We start from the raw sequence: 14320 nt of genomic DNA on the forward strand, positions 1-14320 counted from the left end.
ATGAGGTTGCCGGCCAGCGGCCGGCACTACCGCGACCAGCGCGTTCAGGGCAGCAGCCGAGCGCAGGCTCGGCTCTACAGTGCCCGCGCCAGATTGCAGTTTCCTTGTAGAGCCGAGCCATGCTCGGCTCGGTGCCGGTCGGCAGCCGGCACTACCGTTTGGTAGATCAGGCCGCCAGTGAATCCAGGGCGGCTTCCAGTGCGTCCAGGTTCGGCAACAGCGCGCTCTGCTCACCCAGCAGCACGCGCATGTGCACGATCTGCGGCAGGGTTTCTTCGGAGGCGTCGGCCAGCAGGCCGTCGCGCGGCACCGAGATCAGCTGCGGGAAATTCTGCGTCAGCAGCGCATAGTAGGGGCGCTGCGCGTTGCCGCTCAGGGCCTTCAGCACCACCACTTTGTTGTGGCCGGCCACCGCCTCTTCGCCCAGCCCCGAAAGGCGTGCGAACGACACCAGCGGCACCTGCCAGCCGTGCCAGCCGATTTCGCCAACCAGCCAGCGCGGCGCATCGGAGACCGGCTGCACCGGCACGCGCGACATCATTTCGGCCACGGTGGCATTGGGCAGCAGTACGCGCTCGTTGCCGGCCTGGATCAGGACGCCGCGGATTTCGTCATTGCTGGCGTAGCTCATGGTGCCTCTCCGTTATCGTCTTCCGAGCCCCAGCGCGAGGCGATGGCCTGCGCCAGTTCCTGTGGCTCACCCGCCACCATGCCAGCGGCGACCACCGCCGTGGCTGCGGCAGGGTCATAGCAGCCCTCGCCGACCTGCCCGGCCACCCAGGCGCCGGCGGCGGCCAGATCCAGCGCCGGACCAACATGCGCAAGATCGGCACCGCTGAGCAGGACCAGCGCAGTGTGGTCAGCCGGCAGCGCGGCAATCGAAATACCCTGCGCGTCGCTGACGAAATGCAGGCCGTCACTGGCTGCCTGCACGCCAATGTCATCGGCCAGCACGTGCACTTCACCGGGTGTTGCACGCTGGCCGGCTTCGGCCAGCTGCACCGGCAACGGCGACACGCGTGCCATCTGCTTGACCAGGTTGCCGTAGCGTCCGCCATCCAGGCGCATGTGCACCAGGACCGGCACGCTCAGCGAAGACGGCAGCGCGCCGAGCAGGCGACGCAACGCGTCCGGGCCACCGATGCCGGCCAGCACCAGCAGCGATCGGGCGCGTGCGCCCACGGGCGCTGCGGCATCCAGGTCGACCAGGCTCAGATGACCGGTATCGAAGGAAGGCAGCGATGCCTCCACGGCAGCGTGGTGCGGAGCGGCGGCCGGGGCATCGGCCCCGTCTTCGACCAGGGACCAGGCGGTGTGGTCGAAGGAGACCGGCGGCAGGGGCGCTGCTGCGGGCGCGGTCTCTGCCAGCGATGGCAGTGCGGGCGGCTCCAGCGGCTCGGGCACGACCGGCTGCAACGCCGCCAGCGCCTGTTCCAGCGCGATCGGTTCGTGCAGCTGCGCGGGCGGCGAGTACAGGCTGTCAGCAGGGACCTCGTCGGCCCAGCTCAATGCCTGGTCCAGGTGCGGCTGCAACGCTTCTTCCTGCGGCGCCGGCGGTGGTGCCGGGTGGCCCGGCTCCAGCTGCAGGCCGGGTTCTTCTTCGGCCCCCGGCGGCAACACCTGCTGGTGGCCATGCAGCTTGGCGGCCAGATGACGGCCCCAGCGCTGAGCCTCCCAGCCATCACGACGTGCGGCCAGCTCGGCCTCGTCGATGACCAGGGTCAGGCCCGGTGCGGACAGCACCGCTTCCAGGCGCTCCAATGCATCCTCGATGGCGGCCTCCAGCGCGATCACCACGAACTGCGGGCGCGCCTCCTGCAGGACCCGCACCTCCAGCGTATTGGGATCATCTTCCAGCACCAGCTGTACATCGGCGTGCGACAACGCCTCGCGCAGGCGCTCACGCGCCGCGCCGGGGCGGGCCAGCAGGGCAACGGCCGGAGCCGTTTGGGTTTCACTCACGGACACGGGCGATCCCCAGCAGGTCGTACACGTTACGCATCAGGTCCAGTTCCTGGTACGGCTTGCCCAGGTAACGCTGGACACCGATCTCGAAGGCGCGCTGGCGGTGCTTGTCGCCGCTGCGCGAGGTGATCATCACGATCGGCACATCCTTGTAGCGCGGGTCGGCGCGCATCGCGGTGGCCAGCTCGTAGCCATCCATGCGCGGCATCTCGATATCCAGCAGCATCAGGTCCGGCACGCGCTCTTCCAGGCGTTCCAGCGCCTCCACGCCGTCGCGGGCAACGCTGACCTCGAAATTGTGGCGTTCGAGGATGCGGCCGGTGACCTTGCGCATGGTCAGGGAGTCGTCCACCACCATCACCAGCGGCACCTGGCGCTCCTGGCGCGGCGCATTGGCCAGTACCGGCAGTGTCGGATTGGCGAGGAAGCGGCGCACCAGCGGCGCCACGTCCAGGATCACCACCACTCGGCCATCGCCGGTGATGGTCGCGCCGTAGATGCCCGGCACCGATGCGATCTGCAAGCCGACCGGCTTGACCACGATTTCGCGGTTGCCCAGCACCTGGTCGATCGCCACGGCGGCACGCAGGTCGCCGGCGCGGACCAGCAGCAGCGGCACCTGGTCCTGGCCGTCGGCACGCGCCGGAGCCTGCCCGACCAGGCTGCCGAGGTCGTACAGCGGATAGTCCTCGCCGCTGTAGCGATAGCTGCTGTCGGCCGCTTCGAAACGCTCACGCGACAGGCGGCCGATGCCACTGACCGAGGCGACCGGCACCGCAAAGGTGGTTTCGCCGATCTGCACGAACACCGCCTGGGTGACGGCCAGCGTCTGCGGCAGGCGCAGGGTGAAGCGCACGCCCTGGCCCCGCACCGACTGGATGTCGACCGAACCGCCGAGCTGGCGCACTTCGTTGCGCACCACGTCCATGCCCACGCCGCGGCCGGCCAGCTGGCTGACCTGATCGGCGGTGGTGAAGCCGGACGCGAAGATCAGGTTGTCCAGCTCCTGCTCGTTCGGCTGCGCATCGGCGGCCAGCAGGCCGCGGTCGATGGCGCGGCGGCGGATCGCTTCGCGATCCAGGCCGGCGCCGTCATCGGCCACTTCCAGCACGATTTCCGAACCTTCGCGGTGCAGGCGGATGGCGATCTCGCCCTCCTCCGGCTTGCCGGCGGCGCGGCGCTGCTCCGGCGCCTCCAGGCCATGGGCCACGGAGTTGCGCAGCATGTGTTCCAGCGGCGCGACCATGCGGTCGAGGACGTTGCGGTCCAGTTCGCCGTGGGTACCTTCCAGGGTCAGGTGGACCTGCTTGCCGGTATCCATGCCGGACTGGCGGACCACGCGGCGCAGGCGCGGCACCAGGCCGTCGAACGGCACCATGCGCGCGCGCATCAGGCCATCCTGCAGCTCGGAGCTGACGCGCGATTGCTGCTGCAGCAGCGAATCGTACTGGCGCGACAGATCGTCAAGCACGCCCTGCAGGCCCCCCAGGTCGGCCGCCGACTCGTTCAGCGCACGGCTGAGCTGCTGCAGGGTGGAGAAGCGGTCCAGTTCCAGCGGATCGAATTTCTGGTCGGCCTGGTCCTGTTCGCGCTGGTAGCGGGCGACGATCTGCGCCTCGGTTTCCAGGTCGAGTCGGCGCAGCTGGTCGCGCAGTCGCGCATTGGTGCGCTCCAGTTCGCCCATGGCACCACGGAAGGCACCGAGCTGCTGTTCAAGCCGCGAGCGGTAGATCGCCACTTCACCGGCATGGTTGACCAGGCGGTCGAGCAGGTCGGCGCGCACGCGCACCTGCTCCTGCTGCGGACGCGCCAGCGGATCTTCATCGACCACGCCTTCTGCCGGCAGCGGTGCCGACAACGGCGCATCGAGCAGTGCCGGAGCCGGGCTGGCGACCGGTGCCGAGTCGGTTTCTGCGACGCTCGCCACGTTGGCCGCCGCTGCCGCAGCGATATCGGTGGTGGTACGCACTTCGAACGCGTCGACCAGGTCCTGCGCCGGTTCCACCACGCGATGATCACCGGTGCGGGTGAGCAGCTGGTGCAGGCGATCGAAGCCACGCTCCAGCAGCTGCACATCACGGCGCTCGATCTCGGTGCGACCGGCGGCGACGGCTTCCAGCAGCGATTCGATGCTGTGGCCGAGATCGCCGATGGCGTTGATGCCGGCCATGCGCGCGCCCCCCTTGAGGGTGTGCAGGTCACGCTGCAGGCCGGCCAGCACCTCGCGATCCTGCGGTGCATCGCGCAGTTCGCTGATCAGGCCATCACAGTGGTCGAGCAGGTCCTTGCCTTCATCGACAAAGATATCGACCAGCTCGCGGTCGTACACGCTGAAGTCAAGTGCGTCGGCGCCGTCTTCGGCATCGGCCGCATCAGGCGCCTGCTCGAGGTGCGGCGCACGGGGCGTGACGTCGGCCTCTGCAATCTCGGCATCGGCGTCGGCATCGGCTTCAACCATGCCCTGGCCCGGCGCCTCTTCCATCTCGAAGAAGCGCACCGCAGCAGCGCTGCCCTGCGGGGACTCCGCGGTGATCTCCTCAATCACCGTCGCCGGGGACGGCTGATCGGCGCTCTCTCCTTCACCGACCGCCGCCTCCCCGCCGACGTCCGCATCCTCGGCAAAGGCATCTGCCTCGCCCGGCGCGAGTTCGCTGGCCTGGAGGCCGATCACGGGCCATTGCCCGTCGTCGTCCAGGGTCTGCTCTTCCTCGATCACGTGCAGGCCGGCCTCGAGCGCGGCTGCCAGCGTGACCGGTTCTGCAAAACCCGGCACAGCCATTTCATCCTGCAGGCTCGACAGCCCGCTGTCGAGTGGCAGTGCAGCAGCGTCGTCAATGACGCGGTCATCGCCACGGCCCGAATCAAATGACAGCGACGTATTCAGGTCGATCGCGTCAACATCCGCAGACACCGGCAGCTCTTCCGCGTCACGGTCATCCACCGGCAGCGCACTGGCGTCGAGGTACGGCGACAGATCGTCGGCCATGGTCAGATCAGCGTCTTCGACCGTCGCGATCGTGGGCACGGCATCTGCGTCGGCCACTTCGACAACAGGCGCACTCTCGACCGGCTGGATCGATTCAATCGTGCCGATGTCCGCCACGGCAGGTTCATCTTCGCCTGGCACCGACGCCCAGCCGGCGTCGAAGTAACGCGAAAGATCGTCGCTGGCGGTCAGCTCGCCCACGTCCAGGCCGCTGTCGGCCGCGACATCCAGCGGCTGCGGCTCGGCTGCAGCTGGAACCGGTTCCAGCGCATCTTCGGCAAGCAGTTGCGGCTCGGCAATGAGATCGGGCTCCGCATCGAAAGCGGACGGCATGCCGGTTTCGTCCAGCGCGTCCAGCCCAGCCAGCGGCGCTTCGGCTTCGGATGCCGGCTCGACATCAGCCGCCAGCTCGACGCCCTCCTCATCCTCGTCTTCCAGCGCGAACAGCGGCCAGCGTGCTTCCGGCAGCTCGCCGGCCAACGCCTGCAGCCGCTGCACCAACGCGCCCTGCGAAACAATGCGCGGCTGTTCGGCCTGCAGCGCCTCCATGGTCGCGGTGATCGCCTGCGCAGTCGCATCCAGTGCGGCAACGCCTTCGTCGCCAGGCACCACGTCGGCGGCCAGCGCGCGCTTGATGTAGGACTCGGCACCGCCGGTAACCGCCGTGATTTCCGGCACTTCGGTCATCGCGAAGGCGCCGTTCATGGTGTGCACTGCGCGCAGCAGCGCGTCGCTGACCGGCTGCGGTGCCTGCTGCGCCGAGCGCAGCCAATCCTGCAGGGTGGCCTGGTGGACTTCCACTTCGGCTTCGAGGATCTCGCGCAGCACGCTGTCGATGTTGGCTGGCGTGCCCACGGCCTCGGGCACCGGCTCGGCTTCGTCCTGCACCGACGCGATGGCTTCGGCCGCCAGGATGCGGCTGATCTCGTCCTCGCCTTCGGCCTCGGCCACCGGTGCGGCCGCTACCGGCAGCGGCACGTAATAGGTTTCCTCACCGGCGCCGACACGATCGGCGATGGCCTGCATCGCCTGCAGGTCCACGCTGATGCGCTGGCCATGGCGCAGCGCGGCGTTCAGCTGCGGCAGCGCGGCATGTGCGTTATCGACCATCGCCAGCACGGCCGGAGTGGCCGGGCGACTGCCATCAAGCACGCGGTTGAGCATGCCTTCGATCTTCCAGGCGAACTCGCCCAGGGTGCGCGCCCCCACCAGGCGGCCACTGCCCTTGAGGGTGTGGAAGATGCGCCGGATCGGCCGCAGCCGGTCCATGTTGTCCAGCTGCACACGCCATGCCGGCAGCAGCGTGCCAAGGTTGGTCAGCTCGTCGTCGAACTCTTCCAGGAACACCTCGCGGATGTCCTCGTCGATGTTCTCGGCATCGTCGTCGAAGCCGGCCTCGAAGCCGGCCTCGGTCCCAGCCACGACCGGGATGTCCGCAGCGGGCGGAGCCGCCATGGCCTGCGGATTGAAGTCGGCCGCCGCAGCGCTCAGCTCGGCAAAGAACTGCGCGTCGGCTTCGCTGAAATCGATGGGTGCGATGGTGTCGATATCAATCACCGACACCGCCGGTGCCGGTGCACCGGAGGCCGGCGTCAGCATCTCGGTCATCGGCGCGGGCACGTCCTCCGGCACACCCGCCGGAACGGCGTCCACTCCGGCAACCACAGGGCTTTCGTCTACCCGCAGGGGCGTGGCGGCATCGACGATCTCCAGCGACGGATGCAATCCGGCGTCGTCGTCCAGCGACAGCGTCTCCATCGCGTGCAGCGACAGCACGTCGTCGGCATTGTCCAGTGCATCGCCGTCGAAACGGAATACCACGTCCTCGCCGGCGGCAACCGCATCGTGCTCGGCAGCGACCGGGTCGAACACCGGCGCGGCAAAACCAGCGGTGTCGAAGGGCACCGAGGCGTCGGCGTCGCCCTCGACAGCCATCACGGCCGCATCGGCCACTGCCGGCGGCGCTGCCTCCGACAGTGTCCACTGCGGCGCCGATCCCACTCCGGTTTCGACCCGTTCGAAACTGACCGGGTCGAAGCTGGCGAAGGTCGGACTGCGCTCGTCTTCGGCACTCGCGGCCGGATCGGAGTCGGAATGGAACGGTGCGAGATCCCATTGCGGCACGTCGGGTGCAGGCGCGCTGGAGGCGGCGAAGACCAAGGGCGCATCTGCGTCATCCTGCAGCGACAGCGGTGCGGATGCAACGGTCCCCAGCGCACCGAACATCAGGCTGTTGTCCACCACCTCCGGTGCAGGCGTGGCCGGTGGCGGATCAAAGGTAAAGTCCGGCAGCGGCACCGGCACAGTGCCGGCGGCGGGCGCGGCCGGCTGCACCGGAATCTCGATGCGCTCCGGCTGCAACGGCTCGGCCTGCAGCGCGACCGGCTCGCGTTCGATCAGCAGCGATGCGAACGGAATCGGCGCGGCGGCAACCGGTTCCACCGCGTTGCGATCCGGCAACGGCCAGTAGCGCAGCGCTTCAAGGCTGCTGCGGGTGATGTCGAGAATGTCCTCGCGGCCCGGGCGGCGGTCGCGCAGTGCTTCGAGGTAGTACTCCAGGCTGGCCATGGCATCGGCCAGGGTGTCCAGCTGACGGCCACTGGGCACGCGCTGGCGACCGATCAGCTCGGCTTCGATGTACTGCTGCACACCGCGCAGGTAATCGGCAGCCGTGCCCAGATCCAGCATGCGCAGCGCGCCGGAGACATCGCCCAGCAGGCGCGGCACGTCCTGCAGCTCGGCATGGTTCCAGCTGGTTTCAATGAACGCGACGAAGTGCTCGCGCGCGGCGGCGAAGTTGGCGATGGCCTCATGCGCCAGCACCTCAACCGTGCGGCGGTTCTCCACCGCGCTCGGATCGTCCTCGCCACTGCCGCCGGCGCCCAGATGAGCAACCTGGTCATCCAGCGAGGCATCCACGTACAGCAGTGCCCCGGCGATATCCAGCAGCAGGTTCTCGTCGATCTGCTGGCGCCCTTCGACCACGCCACGCAGTGCATCACGCTGCTGCACGACCACGCCGCGGGCAACGCCCAGGCCCATCATGCCCAGCGTATCGGCCACCGCACCGAGCTCGTCGGCCTGGGTCTGCAGCTGCTCCGGCGCACCGCCGGTACGCAGGTGCAGGTCCAGCGCATCCTTGATGCGCAGCAGTTCTTCCTTCACTGCGCTGCCCACGGTATCGAGCAGCTCGCGGTTGCGCCCGCTCAGACTGCCGCGGGCATGGTCCAGCTCGGCCTCGGTGGCGGTGACGCTGTCCGGTGCGAATGCCAGCAGTACGCTGTCATGCACGCCTTCTTCGCCACGTGCGGCACGGATCTCGTTGAGCAGCGGCATCAGCACGATCGGGATGTCGCGATGCCCGTTCTGCAGGCGCTCCAGGTAGTCGGGCAGCAGCACGCTGCCACGCATCAGGGTCGCGCAGGCTTCATCCCGATCGGCCACACCCCCAGCGCCGATGGCATTGGCCAGCTGTTCAAGCTCCTCGGCCACCATCGCCGGGGCATACAGTTCGACCATGCGCAGGGTGCCCTGCACCTGGTGCAGGTAGCCGGCGCAGATGCGCATGCGGCTGGCATCGGCCGGGTCTTCCGCGTAGTACTCGACCTCGTTGCGCACCTGGCGCAGGGTCTCGTCCAGCTCAGGCTTGACCCAACCCAGCGCTGCGTGGCTCATCGCATCGCGCAGACTGCTCATGGACGCGCTCCGTTCGCCGCCGCGCGGAAGCCGCGCGAGTTCTGGCGTGGGGAATGGAAATGCTTCATCGACTGGTTCCTTGCTCGCCGCCCTGCCCGCGTCACGCCGGCAGCTTGAAGTCGGCGACCGAACGACGCAGGTCGGCCGCCAGCTGCGCGAGGTGGCCGATCGATTCGGCGGTCTGCCCGGCACCCTGCGAGGTCTGGCCGGTGATCTGCCGGATCACGCCCATGGTGCGGGTGATGTCCGAGGCCGCGGCCGACTGCTGCTGGGCGGCGATGGAGATGTTCTTGATGAGGGTGTTCAGTGCATTGGACACGCGCTCGATTTCGGTCAGCGCGGTGCCAGCGTCCTCGGCCAGGCGTGCACCGGACACCACCTCGGCGGTGGTCTGTTCCATCGACGTGACCGCTTCATTGGTGTCGGCCTGGATGGCCTGCACCAGGTTCTCGATGCGTCGGGTCGCGCCGGAGGTACGTTCTGCCAGGCGCTGCACTTCGTCCGCCACGACCGCGAAACCACGGCCGGCTTCACCGGCCGAGGCCGCCTGCACCGCCGCGTTCAACGCCAGGATGTTGGTCTGCTCGGAAATGTCGTTGATCAGTTCCACGATCGAGCCGATTTCCTGCGACGACTCGCCCAGGCGCTTGATACGCTTGGAGGTTTCCTGGATCTGGTCGCGGATCTGGTCCATGCCCTGGATGGTCTCGCGCACCACGCCGGCACCCTCGGCGGCGATCACCACCGAGCGCTGTGCCACGTCGGCCGACTCAGCCGAGTTGCGCGACACCTGTTCGATGCTCGCCGCGATTTCGCCGATGCGGTCCGACGCCGAAGTGATCTGGTTGGCCTGGTGGCCCGCCGCCTCTGCCAGCTGCATGGCGGTGGCCTGGGTTTCCTGGGTGGACAGCGCGACCTTGGCCGAGGTGTCGTTGATGGTGGTCACCAGGTGGCGCAGCTCGTCGACGGCGTAGTTGATCGCGTCGGCGATGGCGCCGGTCATGTCCTCGGTCACCGAGGCCTTCACCGTCAGGTCGCCCTCACCCAGCGAGGAAATTTCGTCCAGCAGCCGCATGATCGCCTGCTGGTTGCGGCTGTTGAACTCCACCTGGGTCTGGTAGCGCAGTTCCTGCTCGCGCGAACGGCTGCGCACGTTGGTGGAGACGAAACCGATGATCGCGATCAGCGACAGCGCGCCGGACACCACGCCAATCCAGAAATTCGGGAACAGGCGGGTATCGGACACCGAACCGAACGAGGAGAACGCCTCGAACAGCTTGCGGCTGTCGTCCAGCATGTGCGCAGAACCCTGGCCCAGTGCGGTGGCCGCCGACTGCGCGGCGAACAGCTGGCGCGAGCTGGCCAGGATCGCGTCGGCGTCCTGCTTCATCGCTTCCCACTTCTGCTGCGACTGCTCCAGCGCGGCCACGGCGGCAGCACCGCGCACGGCGGTGATGCCCAGTTCCTCGTTGCCGTTGCGCAGGCCGTCGAGCACCTGCGAGAACACGGTGATGTCGCGGGCCAGTGCATCCCCCGAGGTGGCAGCGGCGCTGCCACCGGCACGCATTTCCGTCACGCGGCGGGCCATGGAGCCGGCCACCACCACCTGCTGCAGGGCGCTGTACACCTGCGACGACGGGGCGCCGGAAGCGGACATCGCACGCACCAGCTCGTTCAGCTGGGCCTGTAGCCCCGGCACGGCGCCGGTGAAGTTGTTGGCGTTGCCGGCCAGGGCCAGCACCGCCGGTTCACTGGCGACCAGCTGCCCGGCCTGCTTGCCCAGCGGCGCCCAGGTTTCGCCCAGGGTGGCGATCGCACCGGACACGCCCGGTTCCTTGCCGTAGCGCCCCTGCAGGGTCGACACGTTCTGTTCGATCGCGTTGCGGGTGGCCTTGAAGGCGGTGAACGCCTGCGCGTTGCCGCCCACCGCGTCACGGCCTTGGTTGGCCAGCTGCTGTGACAGCACCTGCAGGTCGGCCGCCTTGGACCCGGCATCGGCCAGGCGACTGCCCTGCCAGGTGGCGACGCCGGTGTTGACGCCGAACAGGATCATCGATGCCAGCAGCAGGAACAGCCAGAGGTTGCTGCCGCCCAGCCGCAGCTTGCCGGTCTTGGTGGCGTCCGAAGCAGTACTCATCGTTCAACCTCGATCTTCAATGCAGGGGGCGTTGCCCGGCCTCAGGCCGCGGCTTGCCGGAATTCAGGGGTACGCGACAGCAGCGAGAGCGAGAACACGCCCCAGTCGTGGCCGTCGGCGTGGAAGGCGCGATCGACGAAGTGGCCGTAACGCCCTTCGGCCAGCATGCCGGCTTCGATCTGCTGGTCCAGTTCGAAACTGCGCTGGCCGAACAGCTCATCGATGGTCAGCGCGACGTCGCCGCCGGCCTGGCGCATGATCAGCACGCGCTGGCCTTCCTGCTGCACGGTACGCGTGCCTTCCAGGAAGTACTTCAGGTCGACCACCGGGAACAGGTTGCCGCGCAGGTTGCCCACGCCCAGCAGCCATGGCTGCGCGCACGGTACCGGGGTGACCGGCGGCATCGGCACGATTTCCACCACCTCGCGGAAATCGGACACCAGCCGGCGCTGGCCGACGCGGTAACCCACGCCACGCCAGAGGTCCTGCGCGAACTGCCGCTCGGGCAGCTGCACCGCGTGGGCCAGGCTGCGCCGTTCGTAGGCTTCGAGGATGTCGAAGGGCGAGCGCATCAGGCCACCAGCTCGTTGATCCGCGCGATCAGTTCATCCTCGCGCGGCGGCTTGACGATGTAGTCGGCCGCGCCCTGGCGCAGGCCCCAGGCCTTGTCGGTTTCCATCGCCTTGGTGCTGACGATGATCACCGGGATGTGCTTGATCGCTGCATCACGGGCCATCGCGCGGGTGGCCTGGAAGCCGCTCATGCCAGGCAGGACCACGTCCATCAGCACCAGCTGCGGCACCTGGTCGCGGACCAGCTGCAGTCCATCCTCGGCGTTGTCCGCTTCCAGCACCTCGTGGCCGGCACGGCGCAGCCACTGGGTGAACACCGCACGGTCGGTCGGTGAATCCTCGATCAGAACGATACGAGCCATTGTGCCTTTCCCCCCTGGTCAGGCGTTGACGTATGTGCGGATGGCACCCAGCAGTTCTTCACGCGTGAAAGGCTTCGTCAGGTATTGCTCCGAGCCGACGATGCGTCCCCGCGCCTTGTCGAACAGGCCATCCTTGGACGAGAGCATGATGACCGGGGTCGCCTTGAACAGCTGGTTGCCCTTGATCAGCGCACAGGTCTGGTACCCATCCAGGCGCGGCATCATGATGTCGACGAAGATGATCTGCGGTTGCTGGTCTGCGATCTTCGCAAGCGCTTCGAAGCCGTCGGTGGCGGTGACCACCTCGCAGCCTTCGCGCTTGAGCAGCGTTTCCGCAGTCCTGCGGATGGTCTTCGAATCATCGATGACCATCACCCGGAGTCCTGCGAGTTCCCCGCCCGCAGTCGTGTTTTCAGTCATTGCCTATCCCCAAGCGCACGGCCCGATCTCTGGCGGGGGCCGCTACGAAAGCGTATCTATATCGCACTTTCCGCGCCCGCTTCAAGGCCGCCCCTTGGCGCGGGGCATGGCACCCTCCTGAACGTGACGGGTTTCGCAATGCGTGCGCGGGCGCCGGGCGGACGCTGCGTTGCAGTACGGCGGGGAGGCGCGCGGGCGGCGTTGCCGCTACCATCAACGCCTTGCCTGACAGGTGCGCCCATGCCGTTGAACGTCATCGTGGTGATGGACCCCATCGCCCACATCAAGATCGCCAAGGACACCACCTTCGCCATGCTGCTGGAAGCCCAGCGCCGCGGCCATGCCCTGCACTACGTGCGCCCGGGCGGCCTGGCCCTGGAGGGCGGCGTAGCGGTGGCCCAGACCGCGCCGCTGCAGGTGCGCGATGACCCGGCCGGCTGGTATGAGCTGGGCGCATTCAGCCGCACCGCATTCGGCCCCGGCCAGATCGTGCTGATGCGCAAGGATCCGCCGGTCGACGCCGAATACGTCTACGACACCCAGGTGCTGGACGTGGCCGCAGCGGCCGGCGCCTGCGTGGTCAACAACCCGCAGGGCCTGCGCGACTACAACGAGAAGCTGGCCGCCCTGCTGTTCCCGCAGTGCTGCCCGCCGACCCTGGTCAGCCGCGACGCCAAGGCGTTGAAGGCCTTCGCGCTGGAGCATGGCCAGGCCGTGCTGAAGCCGCTGGACGGCATGGGCGGCCGCTCGATCTTCCGCAGCGGCCAGGGCGATCCGAACCTGAACGTGATTCTGGAAACGCTGACCGACGGCGGCCACAGGATGGCGCTGGCGCAGAAGTTCATTCCCGACATCACCGCCGGCGACAAGCGCATCCTGCTGGTCGATGGCGAACCGGTCGACTACTGCCTGGCGCGCATCCCACAGGGCGACGAATTCCGCGGCAACCTCGCCGCCGGCGGCCGCGGTGAAGGCCGCCCGCTGAGCGAGCGCGACCGCTGGATCGCCGCCCAGGTGGGCCCGGAGATGAAGCGTCGCGGCATGCGCTTCGTCGGCCTGGACGTGATCGGTGATTACCTGACCGAGGTCAACGTGACCAGCCCGACCTGCGTGCGCGAACTGGACGCGCAGTACGGCCTGAACATTGCCGGCACCCTGTTCGACGCACTCGAGGCCGGCCTGCGCTGATGCCGTCCGCACCTGCCGTCCTGCCCCCGCCGCCGCGCGAAGCGCAACGGCTGGGGGCGACCATCGCGCTGTCTGTGCTGGTCCACGCCCTGCTGATCCTGGGCGTGGGCTTTGCCGTGAAGGGCGATGCACCGCTGGTGCCGACGCTGGAAGTGATCTTCAGCCAGACCCGCACCGCGCTGACGCCGAAGCAGGCTGATTTCCTGGCCGCGGCCAACCAGGAAGGCGGTGGCGAGCACGACCGCGCACAGCGTCCACGCGACAACCAGGCCGGCATCGTCCCACAGGCCCAGTCCGGGCTGAGCCCGGTGCCGCAGCAGCAGCAATCGGCCGCGCCGGTTCCGCCGCCGCAGGCACGGGTGGTCAGCAGCCGCAATGGCGAAGAGGTGGTGGCGCAGGCACAGTCCCGCCCCACGCCGGATCAGCCCGAACCGGACGCACCGCTGAGCGCGCGCGAGCAGCGCGATGTGGAGATGGCGCGGTTGGCTGCCGAAGTGCATCTGCGCTCGGCGCAGTACGCCAAGCGCCCGAACCGCAAGTTCGTGTCGGCCAGCACGCGCGAATATGCCTATGCCAATTACCTGCGTGCCTGGGTCGACCGCGCCGAGCGCGTAGGCAATCTGAATTACCCGGACGAGGCCCGGCAGCGCCGCCTCGGTGGCCAGGTGGTGATCAGCGTGGGGGTGCGCCGCGATGGCAGCGTGGAGAGCAGCCGGATCCTGCGTTCGAGCGGGACGCCGCTGCTGGATGAGGCGGCACTGCGGGTGGTGAAGCTGGCCCAGCCGTTCCCGCCGTTGCCGAAGACCGAAGACGAGATCGACATCCTGCAGGTCACCCGCACGTGGGTGTTCCTGCCGGGCGGCACCCTGCACGACGACCGGTAGGGGTTCGTTGCCCGGGCCTGCGGCCCGGGACCCGCTGCAAAGCCAGAGCAACGGCAACAGCCAAAGCAGCGGTCGGGATGTTGGGCTTGGCGGGGCGGTGTGGGCTTGCA

The 14320-nt window shown here is 68.3% G+C and carries 9 protein-coding genes; 2 read left to right on the top strand and 7 right to left on the bottom strand.

Going from position 1 to position 14320, the window contains the following annotated elements:
• Positions 1-166 precede the first annotated feature (166 nt).
• From N5D45_RS16275 to pilG, 7 genes are all read right to left on the bottom strand, one after another.
• On the bottom strand, positions 167-631 hold the full coding sequence (locus N5D45_RS16275) for a chemotaxis protein CheW (RefSeq protein WP_010482710.1): 465 nt from the start codon (positions 629-631) through the stop codon (positions 167-169).
• Positions 628-1968 carry a chemotaxis protein CheB gene (locus tag N5D45_RS16280; protein WP_164193526.1) on the bottom strand — a complete coding sequence of 447 codons (1341 nt, stop codon included), beginning with the start codon at positions 1966-1968 and terminating at the stop codon, positions 628-630. Before N5D45_RS16280 ends, N5D45_RS16275 begins: the two co-directional genes overlap by 4 nt.
• Positions 1955-8647, bottom strand: a complete 6693-nt coding sequence (locus N5D45_RS16285; RefSeq protein ID WP_057503468.1) for an Hpt domain-containing protein — start codon at positions 8645-8647, stop codon at positions 1955-1957. Before N5D45_RS16285 ends, N5D45_RS16280 begins: the two co-directional genes overlap by 14 nt.
• Positions 8648-8747: 100 nt before the next feature.
• Positions 8748-10784, bottom strand: coding sequence for a methyl-accepting chemotaxis protein (locus N5D45_RS16290; RefSeq protein WP_010482706.1), 2037 nt, complete (start codon positions 10782-10784; stop codon positions 8748-8750).
• Between the two features lie 41 nt (positions 10785-10825).
• Positions 10826-11356 carry a chemotaxis protein CheW gene (locus N5D45_RS16295; RefSeq protein WP_049431795.1) on the bottom strand — a complete coding sequence of 177 codons (531 nt, stop codon included), beginning with the start codon at positions 11354-11356 and terminating at the stop codon, positions 10826-10828.
• Positions 11356-11718, bottom strand: coding sequence for a response regulator (locus N5D45_RS16300; protein WP_005410717.1), 363 nt, complete (start codon positions 11716-11718; stop codon positions 11356-11358). Before N5D45_RS16300 ends, N5D45_RS16295 begins: the two co-directional genes overlap by 1 nt.
• 18 nt (positions 11719-11736) lie before the next feature.
• Positions 11737-12138 (bottom strand): twitching motility response regulator PilG, encoded by a 402-nt coding sequence (gene pilG / locus N5D45_RS16305; RefSeq protein WP_005418455.1) that lies wholly within the window; start codon positions 12136-12138, stop codon positions 11737-11739.
• Positions 12139-12378: 240 nt separating this feature from the next.
• On the opposite strand from pilG, the gene gshB reads away from it, so the two are divergent.
• Together gshB and N5D45_RS16315 are read left to right on the top strand one after the other, a co-directional pair.
• Positions 12379-13326 carry a glutathione synthase gene (gene gshB, locus N5D45_RS16310; RefSeq protein ID WP_057503467.1) on the top strand — a complete coding sequence of 316 codons (948 nt, stop codon included), beginning with the start codon at positions 12379-12381 and terminating at the stop codon, positions 13324-13326.
• Positions 13326-14210 (top strand): energy transducer TonB, encoded by an 885-nt coding sequence (locus tag N5D45_RS16315; RefSeq protein ID WP_010482701.1) that lies wholly within the window; start codon positions 13326-13328, stop codon positions 14208-14210. Before gshB ends, N5D45_RS16315 begins: the two co-directional genes overlap by 1 nt.
• Positions 14211-14320 lie beyond the last annotated feature (110 nt).

This window comes from Stenotrophomonas sp. GD03819, from assembly GCF_029841665.1.
GTDB classification, from domain to species: Bacteria; Pseudomonadota; Gammaproteobacteria; order Xanthomonadales; family Xanthomonadaceae; genus Stenotrophomonas; species Stenotrophomonas geniculata.